Origin of the sequence: Alicyclobacillus sp. ALC3 (genome assembly GCF_028751195.1) — a bacterium.
Classification (GTDB): Bacteria; Bacillota; Bacilli; order Alicyclobacillales; family Alicyclobacillaceae; genus Alicyclobacillus_L.
Window position 1 is genome coordinate 2,890,153 of record NZ_CP066784.1, and the last position, 22,497, is coordinate 2,912,649.

The 22,497-nt window shown below is 60.5% G+C and carries 18 protein-coding genes; 12 read left to right on the forward strand and 6 right to left on the reverse strand.

Annotated features, from left to right (window positions below):
- Window positions 1–4 precede the first annotated feature (4 nt).
- A complete protein-coding gene (locus JC200_RS13355) occupies window positions 5–580 on the reverse strand; it encodes a hypothetical protein (protein ID WP_274432196.1) in 576 nt (191 codons plus the stop codon).
- Between the two features lie 150 nt (window positions 581–730).
- Here JC200_RS13355 and JC200_RS13360 point away from each other — a divergent pair, with 150 nt between their 5' ends.
- The 4 genes from JC200_RS13360 to JC200_RS13375 all read left to right on the forward strand — a co-directional run bounded on the left by JC200_RS13360 (window position 731) and on the right by JC200_RS13375 (window position 6,189).
- Window positions 731–2,074, forward strand: coding sequence for an MFS transporter (locus tag JC200_RS13360; protein WP_274432197.1), 1,344 nt, complete (start codon window positions 731–733; stop codon window positions 2,072–2,074).
- A gap of 129 nt (window positions 2,075–2,203) precedes the next feature.
- Window positions 2,204–3,922: a long-chain-fatty-acid--CoA ligase gene (locus JC200_RS13365; RefSeq protein ID WP_274432198.1), complete on the forward strand. Its 1,719-nt coding sequence runs from the start codon at window positions 2,204–2,206 to the stop codon at window positions 3,920–3,922.
- A gap of 234 nt (window positions 3,923–4,156) precedes the next feature.
- The gene (locus tag JC200_RS13370; RefSeq protein WP_274432199.1) at window positions 4,157–5,629 is read left to right on the forward strand and encodes a radical SAM protein; all 1,473 of its coding nucleotides are present in this window, start codon (window positions 4,157–4,159) and stop codon (window positions 5,627–5,629) included.
- A gap of 257 nt (window positions 5,630–5,886) precedes the next feature.
- Window positions 5,887–6,189, forward strand: coding sequence for a hypothetical protein (locus JC200_RS13375; RefSeq protein ID WP_274432200.1), 303 nt, complete (start codon window positions 5,887–5,889; stop codon window positions 6,187–6,189).
- A gap of 1,432 nt (window positions 6,190–7,621) precedes the next feature.
- On the opposite strand, the gene JC200_RS13380 is transcribed toward JC200_RS13375, so the two are convergent.
- Both JC200_RS13380 and JC200_RS13385 read right to left on the reverse strand, forming a co-directional pair.
- On the reverse strand, window positions 7,622–9,880 hold the full coding sequence (locus JC200_RS13380) for a thiamine pyrophosphate-dependent enzyme (RefSeq protein WP_274436540.1): 2,259 nt from the start codon (window positions 9,878–9,880) through the stop codon (window positions 7,622–7,624).
- 92 nt (window positions 9,881–9,972) lie between these two features.
- Window positions 9,973–11,013 (reverse strand): 2-oxoacid:acceptor oxidoreductase family protein, encoded by a 1,041-nt coding sequence (locus JC200_RS13385; protein ID WP_274432201.1) that lies wholly within the window; start codon window positions 11,011–11,013, stop codon window positions 9,973–9,975.
- A 451-nt stretch (window positions 11,014–11,464) separates the two neighbouring features.
- Here JC200_RS13385 and JC200_RS13390 point away from each other — a divergent pair, with 451 nt between their 5' ends.
- Together JC200_RS13390 and JC200_RS13395 are read left to right on the forward strand one after the other, a co-directional pair.
- The gene (locus JC200_RS13390; protein WP_274436656.1) at window positions 11,465–11,836 is read left to right on the forward strand and encodes a hypothetical protein; all 372 of its coding nucleotides are present in this window, start codon (window positions 11,465–11,467) and stop codon (window positions 11,834–11,836) included.
- Entirely contained in the window at window positions 11,737–12,330 is a 594-nt protein-coding gene (locus JC200_RS13395) for a G1 family glutamic endopeptidase (protein WP_274436541.1), read from the forward strand. The genes JC200_RS13390 and JC200_RS13395 overlap by 100 nt, the downstream gene beginning before the upstream one ends.
- A gap of 147 nt (window positions 12,331–12,477) precedes the next feature.
- Here the strand turns inward: JC200_RS13395 and JC200_RS13400 are convergent, their stop codons facing one another.
- On the reverse strand, window positions 12,478–13,203 hold the full coding sequence (locus JC200_RS13400; protein ID WP_274432202.1) for a hypothetical protein: 726 nt from the start codon (window positions 13,201–13,203) through the stop codon (window positions 12,478–12,480).
- 279 nt (window positions 13,204–13,482) lie between these two features.
- Window positions 13,483–14,454, reverse strand: coding sequence for a ring-cleaving dioxygenase (locus tag JC200_RS13405; RefSeq protein ID WP_274432203.1), 972 nt, complete (start codon window positions 14,452–14,454; stop codon window positions 13,483–13,485).
- A 125-nt stretch (window positions 14,455–14,579) separates the two neighbouring features.
- Here JC200_RS13405 and JC200_RS13410 point away from each other — a divergent pair, with 125 nt between their 5' ends.
- The 3 genes from JC200_RS13410 (at window position 14,580) to JC200_RS13420 (ending at window position 17,685) form a co-directional block, all read left to right on the forward strand.
- Window positions 14,580–15,197: an alpha/beta hydrolase gene (locus tag JC200_RS13410; protein WP_274436542.1), complete on the forward strand. Its 618-nt coding sequence runs from the start codon at window positions 14,580–14,582 to the stop codon at window positions 15,195–15,197.
- A gap of 125 nt (window positions 15,198–15,322) precedes the next feature.
- The gene (lepB, locus tag JC200_RS13415) at window positions 15,323–15,886 is read left to right on the forward strand and encodes a signal peptidase I (protein WP_274432204.1); all 564 of its coding nucleotides are present in this window, start codon (window positions 15,323–15,325) and stop codon (window positions 15,884–15,886) included.
- Window positions 15,887–15,894: 8 nt separating this feature from the next.
- Window positions 15,895–17,685 (forward strand): thiamine pyrophosphate-dependent enzyme, encoded by a 1,791-nt coding sequence (locus JC200_RS13420; protein WP_274432205.1) that lies wholly within the window; start codon window positions 15,895–15,897, stop codon window positions 17,683–17,685.
- Window positions 17,686–17,854: 169 nt separating this feature from the next.
- On the opposite strand, the gene JC200_RS13425 is transcribed toward JC200_RS13420, so the two are convergent.
- Window positions 17,855–18,424, reverse strand: coding sequence for an FAD-dependent oxidoreductase (locus JC200_RS13425; protein ID WP_274432206.1), 570 nt, complete (start codon window positions 18,422–18,424; stop codon window positions 17,855–17,857).
- 336 nt (window positions 18,425–18,760) lie between these two features.
- Here JC200_RS13425 and JC200_RS13430 point away from each other — a divergent pair, with 336 nt between their 5' ends.
- From JC200_RS13430 to JC200_RS13440, 3 genes are all read left to right on the forward strand, one after another.
- Window positions 18,761–19,420 (forward strand): DNA-binding response regulator, encoded by a 660-nt coding sequence (locus JC200_RS13430; RefSeq protein ID WP_274432207.1) that lies wholly within the window; start codon window positions 18,761–18,763, stop codon window positions 19,418–19,420.
- Window positions 19,421–19,753: 333 nt separating this feature from the next.
- On the forward strand, window positions 19,754–20,878 hold the full coding sequence (gene ald, locus JC200_RS13435) for an alanine dehydrogenase (RefSeq protein WP_274432208.1): 1,125 nt from the start codon (window positions 19,754–19,756) through the stop codon (window positions 20,876–20,878).
- 124 nt (window positions 20,879–21,002) lie between these two features.
- Window positions 21,003–22,403, forward strand: coding sequence for an aspartate aminotransferase family protein (locus JC200_RS13440; protein ID WP_274432209.1), 1,401 nt, complete (start codon window positions 21,003–21,005; stop codon window positions 22,401–22,403).
- Window positions 22,404–22,497: the final 94 nt, after the last annotated feature.

Consider the following 22,497-nt stretch of genomic DNA (forward strand, 5'->3'; position numbering starts at 1 on the left):
GGGATCATGTTGCGGATAGCGCCAAATTGGCGCAAAAGCGGTGAATAGCGCCATTCTGGCGCAAAGCGAGCGGGATCACGTTGCGGATAGCGCCAAATTGGCGCAAAGACGGTGAATAGCGCCAATTTGGCGCAAAGCGAGCGGGATCACGTTGCGGATAGCGCCAAATTGGCGCAAAAGCGGTGAATAGCGCCAAATTGGCGCAAAAGCGGTGAATAGCGCCAATTTGGCGCAAAGCGAGCGGGATCACGTTGCTGATAGCGCCAAATTGGCGCAAAAGCGGTGAATAGCGCCATTCTGGCGCAAAGCGAGCGGGATCATGTTGCTGATAGCGCCAAATTGGCGCAAAGACGGTGAATAGCGCCAATATGGCCGCGTGAGGGTGTTGACGTGCTGTCGATAGCGCCAAATTGGCGCAAAGGCGGTGAATAGCGCCATTCTGGCGCAAAGCGAGCGGGATCATGTTGCGGATAGCGCCAAATTGGCGCAAAGGCGGTGAATAGCGCCAATATGGCGCAAAGCGAGCGGGATCACGTTGCTGATAGCGCCAAATTGGCGCAAAAGCGGTGAATAGCGCCAATATGGCCGCGTGAGGGTGTTGACGTGCTGTCGATAGCGCCAAATTGGCCCTATAGTCACGCGCATTTGCGCCAAATTGGCGGAATTGTAGTATTATCGCTGTACCGATTGGCCACCAACGGACTCTTTACTACGCGGGAGTAATCTCAACATGGGCACACCGCCGAGCGTCACACCGCCGAGCGTCACACCGCCTGCCGAGCGCCCGACCCTGTGGCGGCATGTCGACTTTTTGAAGCTGTGGTTCGGCCAGACCGTGTCCGAGTTCGGGTCGCAGGTCACAGGACTGGCATTCTCCCTCACGGCCGTCACATGGCTCCATGCCAGCGCTCGCCAGATGGGTTATCTTGAGGCACTGCAAACTCTACCATTCCTGCTCATCGGGCTATTTGCAGGTGTCTTTGCCGATCGCGTCCGCCGTCGCCCAGTGCTCGTCAGCGCGGACATTGGCCGAGCGTTGTTGCTCGTCGTTGTGCCGACTCTCGCGATCGTTCACGGTCTGACCCTGTGGTGGCTGGCGGGCGTCGCCTTTGGCGTCGGCTGCTTGACCGTGCTGTTTGACGTCGCCTATCAAAGCTACCTGCCGAGTATCGTGACGAGCAGCGAACTCATCGAAGGCAATGGCAAACTTGAGGGGACGCGGGCGGTGAGCGGTATGGCCGGTCCTGCCATCGCAGGCGTGCTCGTGCAAGTGCTGACGGCTCCGGTGGCGCTGCTGGTCGATGCAGCATCGTACGTTGTGTCCGTGCTGTCTCTGCTCTCCATCCGGCGCATCGAACCGAGTCCTCAGCCAGCCAACGGGCAACACATCTGGCGGCAGATTGGCGAAGGTCTCTCGTATGTGCTGCGACACCCATTTTTGCGGTCCGTGATCGTCTCGACCGCGTTCTCCAACTTTTTTGCCGGTGTCACGAGTGCGGTGATGGTGTTGTTTGCGGTGCGCGATCTCGGCTTTACCGCGTCGCTGCTCGGCCTCGTCTACGCTGTCAACGCGGTCGGCGCAGCGATTGGCGCGATTGCGGCCGCTAAGATGGCAAAGCGCCTGGGGGTGGGCTGGGCGATTGTCACCGCATCGATGATCGCGATGCTCGGCACCTTCATTTTGCCGCTTGCGATAAGGCCGCTGCCGCTTGCGTTCGGGTTTTTCGTCGTCTCTGGCATGCTGACCAGCTTTGGCGCTGTCGCCTACAACGTCAACCAGGTGAGTGTCCGTCAGGCGATCACGCCGCCGCACATGCTCGGCCGCATGACCGCGAGTATCCGCTTTATCATCTGGGGAATCATGCCGTTCGGCGCGCTGACCGGTGGCTTACTCGGCTCGCATATCGGCCTGCGGCCTACCCTCATTACCGCTGCCGTCGGCAGCATCGCCCCAGTTGTGTGGTTGCTGTTCTCGCCGCTGCGTCCACTGAAGCGCGTCGATGGCAATCCTTCTTACGAAGCCGATTCCCTCTCGAAGGCGTCTCAAAGTGATGGCGCCGACACTCCCAATTGAGATCAACTCTCGTGAATCCTCCGTGCAATTACCAATTTTAGACCAGCGCTGGCGCGGGAATAGGGGGCGTATGCTGTATAATAATGAATCATAGTATTCAATCAACTCTGTCAAGTTGGAGGTGTTATGATGCCAAGCATTGGGGTCATCCTGGAACGCAATGCCAGACGGGTCCCGGACAGACTGGCCTTGGTCTGTGACGAACGGCGGTACAGCTACCGAGAGTTCGATAACGTCGTCAATCAAGCCGCGCGCGTGCTGAGTGACTTCGGGGTCCGTCACGGCGATTGCGTCGCAATCATGGGGGCGAACAGCGATACGCTCGTGATTGCCTACTACGGGTTGCTGAAGCTCGGCGCAATTACAGTACCGACTAACATGCGCCTTGCGCCGCCGGAGTTGGCCTATCAGCTGGAGGATGCGGCGGTGCGGTTGATTTTGCACGATCCCGAACTTACCCCGGTGGTGACGGCCGCGATCGATCTGGTCGAGACCCAGGCGGCGGCCGACGGCAAATCACCGCCCGTCGTGAAAGCGCTTGCGTTCGAGGAACGCGAGAACGCTGCTGCGGAAACTAGCGGGATGGCAGGCGCGATGACGGGTGGGATGGCAGGAGCGATGACGGGTGGGATGGCAAGCGCGATGACGGGTGGGACGACAGACGCGATGACTAGCGGGATGGCAGGCGCCGGGACCGATGGGGACCCAGCCGCCATCGCGGGGGTACATAGCCTGCGGACGCGGATGGCGCGCGAATCAACCGAATCGCTTGGCGTCGATGTGGGGGAAGACGATGACGCGCAAATTCTGTACACTTCTGGCACGACGGGGCGGCCCAAGGGAGTGCTGCTCGATCACCACCGGATTGTCTGGACCGGCATCAACGCCGCGATGGGCGTGGGTCTTCGGGAAGGCGACGTCCTGCTGCATGTGGCGCCGCTGTATCACTCAGCCGAACTCAACCTGTTTTTGATGGCGGGCACTTACCTCGCGGCAACGCATATCGTGGTCCGCACGTTTGATCCCGCTCTTGTCCTGCAAGCGATGTCGGAACACCGGGTGACAGCGTTTTTCGGCGTCCCGACGATGTACCAGTTCATGCTCCGCAATGAGAATCTGCTGCGGACGGACTTGTCCGCCTGGCGCATCGGCATGTTCGGCGCTGCCCCGATGGCGCCGTCCCTCGTGACAAAACTGGCAGAAACGCTGCCAGAGCTAGAACTCTATAACTTGTGCGGACTGACCGAGATGGGCCCTGGTGGCGTCTTCGTCGGTGGGGATGAACTGCGTGATCATCCGAGCGCTGCCGGTCGTCCGACCCTGAATACGGAGGCGCGGGTGGTCAACGACGACTTCGCGGACGTGGCACCCGGGGAAGTGGGCGAATTGCTGCTGCGCGGCGAGACACTCATGAAAGGCTACTGGAACAAGCCGGAGGCGACGGCCGACGCCATCCGCGATGGTTGGCTTTTTACTGGCGACCTCGCCACGGTGGACGATACGGGTCTGGTCTACCTTGTGGATCGGAAAAAGGACATGATTCTAACAGGCGGCATGAACGTCTATTCGGTGGAGGTGGAAAACGCCGTAATTACGCACCCGGCAGTCGCCGACTGCGCGGTCGTCGGCGTCCCACACCCGGACTATGGCGAGACGGTCACAGCCATCGTGTCGGTTGCCCCCGGCGCGACGCTGACGACTGAGGAATTGCGGGAACATTGTAAGGCGCTGATCGCCGACTACAAGGTTCCGCGCATCCTGGTTGTCGCCCCGATTCCACGCAACGCGTCCGGGAAAATTCTGAAGTACCAGATCCGCCAGCAACTTACCGAGGCGGCGGCGAACTAGGGCGCCGATTGGCGCGCGGCTGGCACAAGCGAACTACGGCTTCGATTGGCGCGCGGCTGGCACAAGCCGACTACGGCGCCGGCAGGCGCGCGCTGGACTAGGGTGCCGGTTGCCGGCAGGTGGACTGATTTCGGGGGCCTCAGGTCTCTTGGAACTAGGCGGGATGGAACTGGCGGCTTTGTTTCGCGAGGGGTATAGTACGAAGGGATACAGAGTCGCCAGGAGGTTCTTCATATGCAAGGTTCCGAAGGGACTCGCTGCCAGGCGTACGTTCGTGACAATCGGCTCGTAGCGCATGTAGGAGATTGGCTCTACCACTTTGATGAGACCGGGCGGCTACTGATGGCGGCTGGTCCGCGGCAGGTCGTTCGCCGCGGGTTTGACAACCGCCTGCTGCAAGTGACAACGCCGAGTTTTGCTGCGCAGCGTGAGTCTGTAGTGGCAGGGGCGGTTGGCGCTGCGCAGCGTGAGTCTGTAGTCGCAGGGGCGGTCGCTGCCGCGCAGCCCGGTGTTGGCGCTGATGAGACCGATGCAACCGCGGTCGGCGCTGCTGAACCAGGCGGGCTCATGCCCCGGGCGACGGCCGTGATCGACCCGACAGTGGGGGCGCTTGTCTACCGCGCGTATCACGAGTTAGACACAGGCGCGGCGGCTGATTTTTATCGCAGTGCCTACGGTGCCGCGCGTCGAACGCTGCAGACGATGATGTCCGCAGCCGATGGCGGCGTGGACCTAAACCATGAGCAGTGGGTGGAGTGGGCACGGCGGCTCGCGCAGTGGTCGCCCGAGGCCTTGGCAACAGATGCCGCAGCCTTTCGCACGGTGTACTCTCCGATCAGCATCCTGCCGCCCGATCAGTACCACTCCCTCGTAGTCCAAGTCACACTCGGCTGCTCGTATAACAAGTGTCTGTTTTGCGACTTCTACCGGGATCGCCGGTTTCACATTCGCTCTGAAATCGAACTCGAAGCGCATCTCGATCACCTCATGGCGTTTCTCGGCCCTCGTGTCGCTGACCGGAAGACTGTGTTTCTCGCGGACGGCAACGCCTTCGTGGTGCCGACCGAGCGCTTGATTCGGATGATCACGCAGATTCGCCGCCGCCTCTCTGCAACCGCGGGAGCTTCGGGATCGACCGGGAACGCGGGCACGGGGGGCTTGCTCGATGCGACCGGCGGCATCGAGTTTAATGCGTTTATGGACACCTTCACATTGGAGTACAAGACGCTGGACGACCTTCGGCGGATCTACGAAGCTGGACTGCACACGGTGTACTCTGGTTTGGAAACGGGATCGAATCGGCTACGCCAGTTCCTCGCGAAACCTGGATCTGCGGAGGAAGCGGTAGAGGCACTGAACACGCTGAAGGCAGGCGGCTTCCGCCTCGGCGTGATTTTGCTCGTCGGCGTAGGAGGGCCTGCGGCAGCGGATGAGCACCTTGCGGACACGCTCCAGGCCCTGCAGCAGATTAAGTTTACGGACGGCGACCTGATTTACCTGTCCCCCTTTGTCGATCCCGACGCCATCACGGGTTACCGCGCAACTCTCACGGCCGGTGGTTTCGACTCGTTCACGCAGGATGGGCTGGCGCAGGAACTCGTGCGTTGGCGGCGAGCGCTCGCCGCTATGCAGATGCCGGATGGCGACGCCCGGCCGCTGCCGGCCAAAGTAACGCTGTACTCCATCCTTGAGCACATCTACGGCTGAGCGTGACGGCTGAGCGTGACGGCTGAGCGTGACGGCTGAGCGTGACGGGTGAGGCGGGTGCAGGCAAACTGTCCACCATCCGTCCCTAATCCCATCGTCGCCTGTCCCAAGACATGAAAGGCCTGTAAACCACAGCTATCCCTAGGTTTCCGCCGCTTCCCAATTGGTGCCGAGATACTCGCCGATACAACCTGTGGCCGCCTGTACGTACCATAGCGGTGGGTGCATTCAGCCACTTGGGAAGGAGGTGGGCAGCGATGTATCATCCGCTGTACTATCAGGCGACTCGCTACATGGGCCGGCCGGTGTACGTTCATCACATGAATGGGCGCACGTACCATGGGACCATCACGGGCGTGAACTCAGGAGGGATCTACGTGGTGCAGCATCCCCCTGGCGCAAACCTGGCCGCAACCAATGCTAAACAGTTTGCATGCGATCACGCATTACACGACGGTGACCTCGCCCTAGACCTCGTCTACTCACCCGGCGCGTACTTTGGCTTCGGCGCACTGACGGGGCTTACGCTCGGGGCGATGGCGGGCGGCCTGTGGTGGTAGTGTAAGGTGGTCTTGACGCTTCGGCAATGATGGACGAATGAGGTCCACTTGCAGGCAGTAGCCAACCGACCATCCGCCGCCCATCTAGTCGGATAATCGCCGGCCCTGCGCCGGCGATTTCCATTTTCAGTGCGGGAAGCACGCGGTGCCGTAGCGGCAACCTCGACCTCAGCATGGGACCCTGGCAGACGGCTGACGCGATAGCACGGCAGGCACGCTAGCAGACGATGGCAGGCGATGCCGCGATAGCACGGCAGGCACGCTGGCAGGCACGCTGGCAGGCGATGCCGCGATAGCCGCGCTGAACGGCTTATCCTCGGATAATCCCGGCTCATCGCGTCGATTAGGCGGTTCGAAGCAGCTTATGACGCTATAAACGCCCCGAATTGAGCGGAAAAGTGGCCCATAGGCGGTTTTGGACCGTCTATGGATCGCTGATTGGGGTGTTTTTTGGCGGATAAGCGGTTCTCTGCGGTTATTCCGGCGCAACTCCGCCCGCCGCCATCCGCGGCCCATCTAGTCGGATAATCGCCGGCCCGGCGCCGGCGATTTCCATTTTCAGTGCGGGAAGCACGCGGTGCCGTAGCGGGAACTTCGGCTTCAGCATGGGACCCTGGCAGACGGCTGACGCGATAGCACGGCAGGCACCCTGGCAGACGATGCCGCGATAGCACGGCAGGCACCCTGGCAGACGATGCCGCGATAGCCGCGCTGAACGGCTTATCCTCGGATAATCCCGGCTCATCGCGTGGATTAGGCGGTTCGAAGCAGCTTATGACGCTATAAACGCCCCGAATTGAGCGAAAAAGTGGCCCATAGGCGGTTTTGGACCGTCTATGGACCGCTGATTGGGGTGTTTTTTGGCAGATAAGCGGTTCTCTGCGGCTATTCCGGCGCAACTCCGCCAGCTCCGCCCCCTGCGCCCGCCGCCATCCGCCGCCGCTCCGCCCGCCGCCATCCGCGGCCCATCTAGTCGGATAATCGCCGGCCCGGCGCCGGCGATTTCCATTTTCAGTGCGAGAAGCACGCGATGCCGTAGCGGCAACCTCGGCCTCAGCGTGGGACCCTGGCAGACGATGCGGCAATAGCCGCGCTGAACGGCTTATCCTCGGATAATCCCGGCTCATCGCGTCGATTAGGCGGTTCGAAGCAGCTTATGACGCTATAAACGCCCCGAATTGAGCGGAAAAGTGGCCCATAAGCGGTTTTTGACTGCCTATGGAGCGCTGATTGGGGTGTTTTTTGGCAGATAAGCTGTTCTGTGCGGCTATTCCGGCGCCAGCTCCGCCCCCTGCTCCCGCCGGCGCAACTCCGCCAGCTCCGCCCCCTGCGCCCGCCGACGCAACTCCGCTCCTCCGCCCCTCCGCCGCCCGCGGGCCCATCTAGTCGGATAATCGCCGGCCCGGTGCCGGCGATTTCCATTCAAGTTCCATTACAGCTCCGGGTTCTCGTGCTTCGCGCGCAGGCGGCGCCAGCGGCGGTCGACCTCGCCCTCGAAGTGCGCGAGCGTCTCGGCGTTCTCCGGCTTCAGCATGTGGCGCGTCTTGCCCATCGTCTGCAACCAGTCGGTAACCGGGATGCGCTCGTTTTTGGCTGCCGGGTCGTAGGTGATGTTCGTAACGCCGTGCTCGACCTCGTATAGCGGGAAGAAGTTGCACTTCACGGCCGCACCGACAATGTTGTTGCCCTGGTCGTCCGCCGATTTCCAATTTAAGGGGCAGGCAATCAAAATCTTGCCGTACACGAGGCCTTCGTGCGTCGCGTAGTACTGCGCCTTTGCAGCCTTCTTGATAAGGTCCTGCGCGAACGCCTCCGTGCCCGTAAAGACGTACGGGATGTTGGTCGCCGCCATAATCTGCGCCGTGTCCTTGTGCGGGAACGTCTTGCCGGCGCCTTTCGGGCCGACGCCAGACGTCGAGGTCATGTGACCTTCCGGCGTCGAGTACGAGAGCTGTGCACCTGTGTTCATGTAACCCTCGTTGTCGTACTCGAGGATAATCATCTTGTGGTTGCGCAGCGCAGCGCCAATTGCCGGGCCCATGCCGATGTCCATGCCGCCGTCACCGGTGACCATGACGAAGGTGATATCGTCGCCGATCTCGATTTCTCCGCGGCGCTTCTTCTCCCAGAACATCTCGACGAGGCCGGACAGCGTCGCCGCGCCATTTTGGAACAGGTTGTGCAAGTACGTCACGCGGTGCGACGTGTACGGGTAGCCGGTCGTCGTGACCATGCCGCAGCCGGTTTGGTAGAGTACGACGACGTCACCTTCGATGCCCTTCAAAAACGTCTCGACCCCTGGGAAGATCCCGCAGCCCGGGCACGCCCCGTGTCCCGGCGCGATGCGCCGTGGTTTCGCGGTCAAGGCACGCAGGTTCGGCACCTTCACCTGCAGCCCGCCGCCGTCTGGGGAAGGTGTCACCGACACGAACCCGCTCATCTCTTCTTTGGTCAGGGCCGGCAGCCCGCCTGCGAACACAGCGTTCGCTGCGGAGTCAGCACCGGAGTCAGCACCGGGATCGACACCGTAGTAGTCAAAGTCCGCGACCATCTCGCCGCGCAGCCAGGCGAGCGCGTGATCGAACAGGTGGAGCGCGTCTTGCGGGTAGAACTCCTTGCCGCCAAGGCCGAACACGCGGGACATGACATGCGCCCTCGAGTGCACATCCTGCAGCGCTGCCTTGACCTCGTGCGTTAGGTTCGGACCATGGCCGCCGTAGGAGTCGGCGCGCTCGGCCACGAGTACGACCGTCGCGTTCGCCAAAGCTGCCTGAATCGCTGCGGCCGGGAACGGTCGGATGATGTTCGGCGAGACGATACCAGCTTTGATGCCTTGGTCGCGCAGCTCATCGACCGCGTCGCGCGCGGTGTCGGCGGCGGAGTTGAGCACGAACAAGACGACGTCGGCGTCGTCCATCCGGTACAGGTCGAGTGCTTCGTAGCGGCGGCCGGAGACCTTTTCGTACGCCGCCGCGACTTGCTCAAACACCGCCGCCGCGTTGTACATCGCCTGCGACTGCTGGTACTTGTTGTTCATCTGGTCGGGATCATTCATATACGGGCCAATTGTCACCGGGTGGCGCGGGTCAAGCGCAGTCACCGGCGGCGTCGGCATCGGGCCGACAAAGCCCTGGACAGTTTCGCGATCGCGAAAGAAGTTCACCCGGCGCTTGGCGTGCGAGGTGAAAAAGCCGTCGTACGCGACCATCACCGGCAGCCGGACGTCGCTGTGTTCGGCGAGGCGGAGGGCCATCAGGTTCATGTCGTAGACAGCTTGCGGGTCGCGCGCGAGTAAAATTGGCCAGCCGATGTTGAGGCCGTAGTACAAGTCTGAGTGGTCGCCTTTGATGTCGAGCGGGCCGGACACAGCGCGCGTCACGAGGTTCAGCACCATTGGGAAGCGGGTGCCGGACTGGACCGGCAGGTTCTCGAGCATGTACAGGAAGCCTTGTGACGACGTCGCGTTGAAGACGCGGCCGCCGCCTGTCGAGGCGCCGAAGCAGATGCCGGCCGCCCCGTGTTCGCCGTCTGCCGGCACCATCGTGATGTTGTGCTCGCCCTTCACGCGCATCTCGTCGAGGTACTCGGCGACTTCGGTCGACGGTGTGATTGGGAAGTAGCCCATCAGGTGGTAGTCAATCTGCGCCGCCGCCCTCGCAGCCATCTCGTTGCCGGAGTGGAACTCCTCCATCTGCTGCGGCAGCTCGGTGTTCTGCGTCGGACTGGTCGCGCGGTTTGGCGCTGTATCCTCAGATGCGGATGGTCGTTCTACAACATTCATGCTCATCGTACTTCAACCTCCTTCGCAAAGTGGTGCACGACACGGTGTGCGAGCACGTACTCTTCATCGTCAGCAATCGTCGACAGCGCATCGGTCGGGCAGGCGACGACGCATTTTTGACAGCCCTTGCAGTATTGATAGTCGATCCCGGTCAGGTACTGGAACTGCCGCCCCTTGCCGTTGTCGCGCGTCTCCCAGACGAAGCAGGCGTCCGGGCAGACCTGTTCGCAAGCGGCGCAGTGGATACAGCTGTCGACGTTGAATGCTGGAATGAATCCGTTGCGCGAAGCGGTCAAGTCCTTGTGGTAGGAGTTTCCCGGCGTGGGAATGGTACCGCCGATGAACGCGGTGTCGTAGCCGAGTGCCCGGTGCTTATGCTTCTTGGGTGTCACGCCAGGGTGAATCGCGACGGCGTCTTCGCCGTCGACGTCGAGTTCGTGCAGCGGCGCTTGCTCGATGACTTCGTCGCGCCCGGCGTCAAAGGTGCGCAGGTTGGCGTCGAGCAGGTGCTGATACTTGGCGGAGAACGTCTGGGCGATGCCAGTGCGGACAGCTTCGACGTCGAGTAACGGAATGACGTGACACATCGCCCCGAGCATCGCCGTGTTGATACGCGTCTTTTCACGCACCGAGATACCGAGTGCATCCACACACGCGATGGTCACATCGTCGCGGCCGACTTGCGACCGAATTTGCGCGGGTGCGCGCTTGGTGTTGACGAGCAGCGTCCCGCCTTCGCGTAGCCCTGCCAGCGTCGACGGCTCGTGCAGCAGTTCCTCGTGGAAGACTGCGATGACGTCCGGTTCGTCGACTGGATAGGTTCCGCGGATCTCGATTTCTTTTGGCGCAAAGCGGATGAACGCTTTGACTGGTGAGCCCTTCTTCTCGGACCCGTAGGAAGCCGCGTACCAGCCGTTCAGACCTTGCCGGAGCACGCCTGACTCAGAGAGGATCTTGCCCGCGAGGTTTGCCCCGAGACCGCCGATGGACTCCATCCGGACCTCGAGGAATCTGTGTGATACAGTAGTGTGTTCGTGTTGCATAACAGCTTCACCCCCGAACCGATTTCCGTTCTGTCACAACAAACTATAGGTTGGTCTCTGTGTTAGTGAGAGTGGTGCACGATATTGCAACAGCTACACGTACAGCTTATATCTCTCGCATAAGTTTACAGAAGGTTCATATGCGTGATTCCGCCTAGTCTATTTGGATTAGTCCATCTCTACATGTGTAGAAGGACTCTTCAGACATCGTGTCGAAATGAGTGCGGAATTCATCAAAAGAAGAACGGATAGAGGGAATTCAGAAGGGTGATGGAGACTGTGGGGAAGACAATCTTGGCAATTGGAGCAATTGCTGGTGCTGCAGGTCTGCTCATGGCACCAGCGGCACCTGTAGCAGCCGCGGCTGGTGCAGTTACGAATGCCCCAATGATTCGCGCGAACACTGTGGTTGGCGTTTTTGGACGCAATTTCCGTCTAGGCGGACCGGGATATGGAAGAGGTGGACCCGGTGGCGGAGGACCGCCTGGCGGAAGACCACCTGGTGGAAGACCACCTGGTGGAAGACCACCTGGTGGAAGACCACCTGGTGGAAGACCACCCGGCGGAAGACCACCTGGTGGCAGACCGCCTGGTGGCAGACCGCCTGGTGGCAGACCGCCTGGTAGCGGAGGACCGGGATGGCCCATTTATACCAAACCCGTGCTCGGATGGGAGTCAAGCAACTGGTCAGGCTACGCTGTTACTTCTGGACACTACAGTGGGATCACGGGGAATTGGGTTGTACCTGCCGTACAGGCCAGTCGACAGACGCAATACTCTTCTACGTGGATTGGGATTGACGGGTTCAGTAACAGCAATCTAATTCAAACCGGCACTGAACAAGACGTTGTCAATGGCGTACCGCAGTACTACGCGTGGTGGGAAATACTTCCGAGTCCTGAAACGCCAATTATGGTCACTGACCAGAACACGCAAGCGACGGTACAACCAGGTGACCATATGTCAGCTTCGATTCAAAACCAAGGAAACGGCTACTGGAAGATCGAAATTGCGGATACAACTCGGGGGTGGACATATACAACTACGCAAGCCTACTCGGGTTCGGCCACGTCCGCAGAGTGGATTGAAGAAGCACCGATGGTTAACGGCATCATCACGCCTTTAGCGAATTACGGCAGCTTGACCATCAACCCGGGCACTGTGAACGTGAACGGGAACCCCCGGTTGGTTGTGGCCGACGCAGGGGGCCTTGTCCAAGGCAGGAGGTTAATTTCCGTGCCGAGTCGACCGGATACTGACACCGATGGCTTTGCGGCTCAATATGGTGCAAGCCAGCCACTTGCGCCACAGTCATAAATTCGTCTGATATGCATTAAAACAGCCCACTTCGCCTCCGTTCGAGGATGAAGTGGGCTGTTTTCGACATGCGTCCCGTCGGGCAAGACTAGGTCTCAGGTGTCTCGATATCGTGAAATAACGGCGGTATGTGGTTGGTCATGGACATCAGTCTCTCCTCCCAATGCGCAACAGTGGGACTGCGATGAAGATTGCGATGACAGCCAACACGATGCCGACAGCAAAAGGTGGAGACACACTTTGAGCGTATTGGAAATGGCGCCAAGGAGTCGATACCGGGATCATGAGGATAGCGGCAATGAACCCGACGATTAGGGAAAAGATATTCAGCGCAACTCGTCCGTTTCGTCCTGATACGTGGTAGCCGGGGCGCTTCGTTAAATCATGTGCCACCAGGCGGGGGACTTTGCGAAAATGGGCAAACACATGAACGGCGACAAGCGGGATCCATAGCGCGACACTAGCGGCGTGGATGTCAAAGAAAAGCCCCATCCGGCTTGGACCTAAGATCGCCAAGGCAAAGCCGCTGGCAAATACAATCAGGGTCAGAAGCACCATAAACGGAGCGACAAGACGAAGCAACCAATGCGGCGGTCCTTTCTCGACAAACACTGGCGAACCGGTGTAGTAGCGAGCAAAGCGGTACCCAGTACTCAACATCTTCACGGTGAGTGGGCCGGCTAAAACGATGCCGAGGAAGATGTGCACGGAGAGTAAAGTGTGTAATTTGGCGGTGACGACGAGTTCGACCAAGAGCAACACAAACAGTGCCAGACCAGCCATAGCAGTTAGCCGTTCGTTGCGCAAAATGGGCAAGTGTTTACGGCTGCGCGTCGCCCGACGACGTGTATACCTTTGTTCGAAATCGATCAATCCACTTCGCTCCACTCTTTCTATCTATGTTGGTGTGTTGTCGTATGGAGAATACCACGCCTAAGTCCAAGAAAAATTGAAAGGTCGTTGAGAAGTTGTGGTGATCCCTTTAAGGTTCGCCGTATAGCAGTTCATGGGCGTGCAGAAAATATCCGCCGGACATGCGAGGGAGGGCGTTTGTGGCACAGCTATTTGTTGGCGCATCGATTGTTTGTTTTGTACGTCATTCGCACAATCAGGCGCCGCGAGGCTCACTGAACCGTCGCGGCGCCTTTTTTGTTAGTCAATCGGCTTCAGGTTTGCCACAATTTCCTCGCGTTGCGGCTCGAGGAACGGTGCCAGTACGACTTTCTCGCCGAGCGTGTCGATGTCCTCGTCGACGCCAAAGCCAGGTTCGTCGGTCGCGATCTCGAACAGGATGCCGTTTGGCTCCCGGAAGTAGATGCTTCGAAACCAGAAGCGGTCAACTTCACCGCTGTTCGGGATTTTGTACGACCGCAGTCGTTGCAGCCAGTCGTTGTACTCGGCCATCGTCGTGCGGAACGCGACGTGATGCACACTGCCTGCGCCGGGCTGTGCCGGAGGCAAATCGGGTTGCTCAGCGACGTGCAATTCGGCGCCCGCCCCACCTTGGCCCATTTCGAATACGTAGATGGTGTCTGAAAGGCGCTGCGGGTGCGGGTACTGGCGGACGAGCCGCATGTTCAGCACTTCCGTCAGGACGGCGGCCGTGTAGTCAAGTTTCGGGACGCTGAGTTGAATGGGGCCCTCTCCGCGAATCTGGAACTCGGCAGGGACGGAGCTCTTTTCCCACGCGTTGAGCGGTTCCTTCGGACCGCCGGGTTCGGCGGTGCCGCCATCGTCGATGAGGGCGAGGCGCTGACCTTCCGGATCGTCGAAGAAAATCGTTGCACGTCCGTCGATCACGGCCGTCTCCGTATGCAGGACGCCTTGTTCGGTCAGCCATTTGTCCCACCACGCTAGCGCCTGTGCACCGTGAACGCGCAGGTAGGTGCGGGTGATGCTGTGGGTGCCGCGGCGCTCACTTGGCACGTTCCAGTCAAAGAATGTGAGGTCGTTGCCTGGCGCCCCACGTCGGTCGCCGCTGTAGAACAGGTGATACGCGCTGACGTCGTCCTGGTTTACGCTGCGTTTGACGAGGCGCAGACCGAGGACTTTCGTGTAGAATTGGTAATTATCGCGAATGCGTGCCGATACTGCCGTTAAGTGGTGGATCCCGATGAGGTCCATGCCACACCCCTCCTGACGTGTATGAAGCTTAGCTTACCCTAGCTGTTTGAAGACTTGTTCATACACATACTATAACACAGTTAGTGAAAAAAAGTAAGTATGATGGAGGTTGACTGATGGAGACTATGGATCTCGGCTTCGTACATAGGCTGGTGCAAGCGCCTGGACAAAGTCGGCGGACGTTGGTCCTGCTACACGGGACGGGCGGAGACGAGTCGGATTTGCTGCCGCTTGGCCGCGCGCTTGATTCAGACGCCACCTTGCTTGGCATCCGCGGCAAAGTGATGGAAGGGCCGATGCCGCGCTTCTTTCGCCGGCTGGAGGAAGGTGTGTTCGACGAGGAGGACCTCGTCTTTCGGACGCACGAGTTGGCTGATTTTCTGCGCAAAGCTGTTGCGGCGTACGACCTGGATGCCTTGGAGCTAGTCGCGGTCGGCTACTCGAACGGTGCGAACATCGCAGCGAGTCTGTTGTTGCTCGAGCCGAACGTGCTTGCACACGCGGTGCTGCTGCGGTCGATGGTGCCGGTCGTGCCCGCTCAACTACCAAATCTGGCAGGGCGTAAGGTGTTCATGGCGTCCGGGTTGCACGACCCGATTCTGCCTGCCGACAACGCGCAGCGTCTGGCAGATATGCTGAAGCAGGCGGGGGCAGAGGTGGACCTGCAGTGGAGCAACGCTGGCCACGGACTGCTGCAGCACGAGGTGGAGCAGGCTCGGTCATTTGTGGCGAGCCTCGGTTGAACGAATTCGCAACGGCCATTGTCCTTTATAGGTTGCTTCGGCTGAACAACCTGTCCAAGGTTTAAGCGGCCGAGCAACCGCGGATTGTGGTAGCATGGGTTGTGTGAAGGGTGTGATCAAAGAGCGTGAGTGCAGCACAGAAGACCAAGGAAGTGCTTAGCTGGATTTGGCCGATCCTCATTGGTGTCTTGATCGCACTTGGTATCCGGGAGTGGGTTGCGGAACCTGTTCGTGTCCCCTCCGCCTCCATGTATCCGACCATCCCGGCGCTTGATGCGCAGAAGCAGTCGTATGTGTTGGTCAACAAGATTCCGGTCGAGTTCGGACACCTCTACCGCGGAGAAGTTGTTGTGTTTCACTGGCCAGACAACCCGAAGAAGCTGTTCGTGAAGCGCATCGTGGGGATGCCAAATGACACCATCACGGTGACCGAACATGCGGTCTATATCAATGGAAAGAAACTCGTTGAGACCAACCCGGGGATTGCGAAGTCAAACGGACCGTACCTCGGGACGTGGCACGTGCCAGCGGGGCACTACTTTATGTTGGGCGACAATCGGCCGATTTCAGACGACAGCCGTCTGTGGGTACATAAGTACGTGGCGCGCAGCGCTATTGTCGGTGAAGCGGAGTTCGTGTTGCTGCCGATTAACAAGATGACGTTCATCAATCAGTCCTTGCAAGGGTGACGATGCGGATGCGAACGGGTGGCGTAGTGGTGCGGGAGTGGCTGGAGTCGAGCGGGATCGGCCACTTCTTCCACGTTCCGGGTGAGACGTTTTTGCCGATTCTCGACGCGCTTGTGGATTCGTCGGTGACACTGGTCACGTGTCGCCACGAGTCTGGCGCCTCGTTTGCCGCGACGGCCTATGCGCGCCACGGCCGTCAGCTTGGTGAGCGTCGGCCTGGTGTCTGCATGGGCACTCGCGGCCCTGGCGCGAGCAACCTCACGATTGGCTTACATACGGCGATGTATGAAGCGCTGCCGCTCGTAGTGCTGCTCGGCCAGGTGCCGACGACAGTTCTCGACAGCGGCGCTTTTCAGGAAGTCGACATGAAGTTTCTCTACGCGCCGGTCTCGAAGCAGGTGCTCTACGTGGCGGAGGCGGAATCGCTGCCAGGTGTGCTTCGGCAAGCAGAACTGACAGCACTCACCGATCGGCCGGGACCGGTCGTCGTGGTCTTGCCGCAAAACCTGCTCAGTCACGCGGTCGCTGCGCCTATGCCGCCGCGCGCCACGTTCGTGACGCCGGGCCATGTGTCGGCTGCTGACATAGCCCCTGTGATGGATGCACTTGTGTCCGCAGAGCGGCCGCTGGTTCTGTCCGCGGTTGACTGGAGCGATTCGGAGCAACACGTGTTGGCAGACGCTGTGTCACGGCTCGGCCTGCCGGTGATGAACGCCTGGCGCTACTACGCATCGTTTCCGAACCAACACGACAACTTCTGCGGCAATCTCGGGCTCGGCGCTCCGTCGGCGGTGGATGCCGCGCTGCGTGCGGCGGACGTCATTGTCGGGCTCGGCCCTGTCTTGGAGGACGTCAACTTGGGCGGCGGCGCTAAGCTGCACTCCGACGCGCACCTGACGGTGGTCTGCCCCTACACGGACGCGGCCGGTACGCGCCGCACAGGCAGTGCGGCCGTGCGCTTTGTCACGGTGCACCCGGCAGCATTTGTTGCGGGACTTGGGGGTTGGGTTGGGGCGAACCCGGTGGCCGCGCAGATGCTGCGCGACCGCTTCGCTGGGTACACGGCCTCGCTACATGAGGGGACTATGAGCGAGGGCGCGGGGGCTGGTGCGGTGGCTGGTGCGGGGGCTGGGAATGACGTGGCGGTCGGGAAGGCTGGCGGGCTTGGAGCGGTGGCGATGGATTTCGACGGCTCCGACGCGGGGGCTTCTCGGATTGGTTCTGATGGCCATGGCGAGAGTGAGGACGCCCATCATGGCGTCGAAATGGACGAGCTGTTCCGAAGGCTAGAGGTCGTGATCCCGAAACACGCCGTCGTCTCTAGCGACGCTGGCAACTTTGCGCAGTGGCTGCTGCGACACCTCCGCTTTGGTGAGCGCAAGTTTGTCGGCCCGGTCAACGGGGCGATGGGCTACGGGTTACCGGGGGCCATCGGCGTGAAGCTGGCTGACCCGTCACGCCCGGTCTGGTGTATCTCCGGGGACGGCGGATTTCTGATGACGGCCGCTGAGTTGAATACGGCGGTGCGACTGGGCTTGGATCTCGTCTGCGTCGTGGTCAACAACGGCGTCTACGGCACGATTCGCGCGCACCAGGAACGACAGTTCCCAGGGCGACCAGCGGGCACTGAACTCGGCGATGTCGACTACGCGGCAGTCGCCCGCGGCATGGGTTGGCAAGCCTGGACTGTATCGACTGCGGATGAGCTGGCGGCCGCGCTGAGAGTGGTCGCGGAAACGCCGGGGTGCCGGTTGATCGACGCGCGAGTGCGGCGCGACGTGCTCGCGGTCGGGCAGTAAGTAGGGGGGCCACGGGAGGTTTCGCGGGAGGCGCCATTCCGCCCACCTGGGCTATCAGGTAAAAATGTCGCTAATGCACGGATAAACCGCGATTAGCGACATTTCTTCATCTCAGAGGTCAAGGCGCTACCTCCGGCCTCGTATTCAGGTGGCCGAAGTCGCGCGCAGCTTACTCAGGCTGCTTGAGGACGTCGTGATCGACATACCGTGATCCGGCCAATTCACTCAACAGGTTAATCGCCACGCGTGCACCATCTCCGGCGGTGACGATGGTGTGAACGCTGACGCCTGCGACAGTGCCCGCAGCCCACACGCCCGGCACATTCGTGCGGCCCTCGGCGTCGACGTCGATGATCGTCTTCACACGCGGCTCCGTGCCGTCTTTCGTCTTGACGCCGAGGTTGTCGGCGAGGTCGGTCCAGAACCCTGTCGCGACAATCACGTTCGCCGCCTCGTACTCGCCGGACTCTGTCACGATTTTAAAGCCGTCACCGGACTTGCTCACGCTGGTGACCTTGGCTTCCACAGACTCTGTGCCAAACTGCTGAGCCTGCTGCTTGCCCGTCGCAACCAAGTTTGGCCCATCAACATCGACCACACCGTAGTGGTTGCGCACCCAGGCGCGCTTGGTCACACCCAAATCGCCGTCAAACATGACGGTTTTCTTGCCTGCTTTTGCCGTGAAGATCGCGGCACTTGCTCCTGCCGGACCGGATCCGATTACTGCTACGTCGTACATGTGCACCCTCCTCCACTCTTGCGTGATCGCACTCCCCATTGTACCAATTTACTGGTGTGATGCGAAAGCTTCCGGCAGGGCGGCGGTGACGGGGCTGGGGCTAGCAGGGCGCGTAGCAGGGCGGGTAGCAGGGCGGGTAGCAGGGCGGGTAGCAGGGCGGGTAGCAGGGCGGGTAGCAGGGCGGCGATGCGGACAGCGACCGGGATCAAATAATTCATGGGCGGATAACGGAAGGGATTACGATTCTCCGGAGAGTCATGGATGGGGAGCGCGATTGAGATTGCATTTGGAAGGACGGCACAACCAGCCTGCAGCCTAGTAGTGGGACGGTGTGACATGGACTTCGACGAAGCATATTCGGCGTTGCTGGAGGATACTGCGAGGGAGCGAGTCGGATTCTCAGCAGACCGGGTTGCCAATGGCCTCGGCCATGCGGAACGGTTGTTCCTGCAGACCGTTTGGTGGCCGGCCTTTGGCCAGTTTGACAACTTGTACCCAGAATACGAAGTGCACGACTTTGCGGACCGAGGTCGCTATATCGACTTTGCATACATCAGGCCGCACTATCGGATCGCGGTCGAGATCGACGGCAAAGGCACCCACTGGCAGAACATCACGTTGGAGCAGTTTAACGATCACGCTCGCCGCCAAAATGACCTGCTGATCGATGGGCGGCACGTCTTGCGCTTCACATACGACCAATTGACACGGTTGCCGAAATCGTGCCAGCAAACGGTTGTCCAGTTGATTGGCCGCCTCTCGGGAGACGTCCGTCAGGACTGGTTAGGGATCCCGGCGCTTAACCAAGGCACACTGGACCTCGCGGCCCATCTTGACCGCCCCATCCGAGCCAAAGACGTTGCAATTCGCTTCGGTGTCACGTCGCGAACCGCCACCCGGCATCTCCGGGAGTTGGCTGAATCTGGGTGGCTGGGTCCTGAGACGCGAGGGCGGCGCGTTCACGGATATCGGTTGGCGCGAAGGCGGCGCAGGTAGGGCCGCGCGGTAGCGACCGCGTGACTGCAAAAGCCTATCGGTAGCGACGCTGGCGTCGCAATCACTGTACTCCGTTCGCCCACCAATCTTGTCACTTTCTTCGGCTAGCTCTTCTTACAGTTTGTCTGAAGTCTACACGAGTCGCATGCCTTATGATTGCATGAGATGCGAACGTGGCCGATTGTAGCCTCGCCTACAAAACATACGTGGGGGCTTTTAATCGGGTGCGCCCAACTGACCCAGGCCAACGGCCCGCACCCGGCCAGTCGGTTGCACCCGACCTCACATTGCACCCGTTCGCTTGGTTCATCCATCTTAGGAGGTTGCTCATCGATGCACATTGGACTGCCGAAGGAAATTAAGGCACTAGAGTCGCGTGTCGGTCTGACGCCCGCAGGCGTCAAAGCCCTGGTGGATGCCGGGCACGCCGTACATGTCGAACACAACGCTGGCGATGGCAGCGGTTTCAGTGACGCTGACTACCAGGCTGCAGGCGGCATCATCACAGACGCCGCGACAGCGTGGGCGAGCGACATGGTGGTCAAGGTCAAGGAGCCGCAACCGGAGGAGTACCCATACTTCCGCGACGACCTTAACTTGTTCACCTACCTGCACCTCGCGGCAGACGAACAGCTCATGCGGGCGATGATGGCGTCGGGGATGACCGGCATTGCGTATGAGACCGTGCAGCTCCCAGATCGCAGCTTGCCGCTGCTCGCGCCGATGAGCGAAGTGGCCGGGCGGATGTCCGTGCAAGTCGGTGTGCACTTCCTTGAGAAGCCGCACGGCGGACCGGGTGTGCTGCTCGGTGGTGTGCCAGGCGTCCTGCCGGGGAAAGTCGTGATCCTCGGTGGAGGTATGGTCGGGACACAGGCGATGCGAATTGCCGTTGGACTTGGCGCGGATGTGACCGTGATTGATGTGAGCAGCGCGCGGTTGCGCTACCTCGACGATGTCTACGGCGGCCGCGTGAAGACGCTGATGTCGACAGCGTATGCGGTGGCGGAAGCGACACGGGATGCCGATCTCGTGATTGGTGCGGTGCTCATTCCGGGCGCGCGCGCGCCGAAGCTGCTCACCCGCGAGATGGTGGCGCAAATGAAGAAGGGCAGCGTGATTGTCGATGTCGCAGTCGACCAAGGCGGTTGCGTCGAGACGGCCGACCGCGTGACGACCCACGACACCCCGACCTATCTCGTCGACGGCGTGACGCACTACGCTGTGGCTAACATGCCGGGAGCCGTGCCGCGCACATCCACATTTGCACTAACGAACGCAACTCTACCCTATATATTGAAAGTTGCAAACCTCGGCGTAGTGAAAGCGGCGGAAGACCCTACCATCCGCGGTGGCCTCAACATCGTCAATGGCCAAGTCACCTTCCCGGGTGTTGCGCAGGCGTTTAACCTGCCATATGTCGATCCCGCTCGCGCCCTGCACCCGACCGTCGTCGCGTAATTCAATCTGCACGCCATCGGCCCGCGCATCTGTGCGCGGGGCCACAGCCTGACTTTCCGGAATTCTCTGTACTTGCCAGGTGATGGCGACCACATCCCACTCTTTGTGATAGGAGACGAAGACTATGTCTATCAGCGAACCGACTCAGACAACTGGCAGTGAATCGTGGCGCCAACGTGATCGCGAAACTGTCTGGCACGCGATGTCACCGTATTCCGCGAGCCAAAACCCGATGGTCGTCAGCCGTGGCGAGGGACCCTACATCGTCGACGAGGACGGCAACCGCTATCTTGACGCGATGTCAGGCCTGTGGTGCATGAACCTTGGTTACTCCGAACGTGAACTGGCCGATGCCGCCTTTGCGCAGATGACCGAGATGCCGTACTACCCGATGAGCCACACGAACAAGCCCGCCATTGCGCTCAGCGAGAAGCTGAACGAATGGCTTGGCGGCAAATACCGCATCTTTTACTCGAACAGCGGTTCCGACGCGAACGAGGTTGCGTTCAAAATCGCGCGGCAGTTCCACGCGCAAAACGGGCAGCCGCAGCGGTGGAAGGTCATCTCCCGCTACCGCGCCTACCACGGCAACTCGATGGGTGCGCTCGCTGCGACCGGGCAGTTCGAACGCAAGTACAAGTACGAGCCACTCGCACCGGGTTTTGTCCACGTACCACCCCCGGACTGCTACCACTGCCCGTTCGGGAAAAAGCCTGACGGCTGCGGGATGGAGTGCGCGGAAATCTACGACCAAGTGATCAACTGGGAGACTCCGGAGACGGTCGCGGCTGTCATTCTCGAACCCGTCATCACCGGCGGCGGCATGATTGTGCCACCAGACGGCTACCTGAACCGGGTGCGCGAAATCTGCGACAAATACGGCGTCCTGATGATTGTCGATGAAGTCATCTGCGGCTTCGGCCGGTCCGGCAAACCGTTTGGCTTCCAGCACTTCGACGTGGTGCCGGACATCGTCTCGATGGCAAAAGGCATTACAAGCGGTTACTTGCCACTCTCCGCCACCGCCGTGCGCGCCGAGCTGTTTGACGCCTTCCGCTCAGACGATGCGTACGCGCACTTCCGCCACGTCAACACCTTCGGCGGCAACGCCGTTTCTTGCGCCGTCGCGGTGCGGACGCTGGAAGTCATGGAAGAGCGCAACCTGGTCGACCGCGCCGCAGAACTCGGTGCACAGCTGCAGGCGAAACTGCTGCCACTGACCGCGCATCCAAACGTCGGCGACGTGCGTACCTTCGGGTTCCTCGCCGGCATTGAGCTAGTCAATGACAAAGCGACCCGCGAGCCGGCGGACGGGGCACTGCTGGCGAGCGTGATCGCAAAGTGTAAACAGATGGGCATCATCATCAGCAAAAACGGCGACACGGTGCGCGGACAGGGCAACGTGTTGACACTGTGCCCGCCGCTCGTGGTCACGGATGAAGAGCTTAGCCTGATTGTCGACACCGTTGTCGCGGCGATTGAGTCGGCGACGGCCGACGCGCAAGTCGCAGCAGGAGGCAACTGATAATGGCGGACTGGCGCGACAACCGACCGGCGCGCGAGTCAATGTGAGCGTGAGTCGATGTGAACGCGATCGACCACACGGAGATAATTTTCAC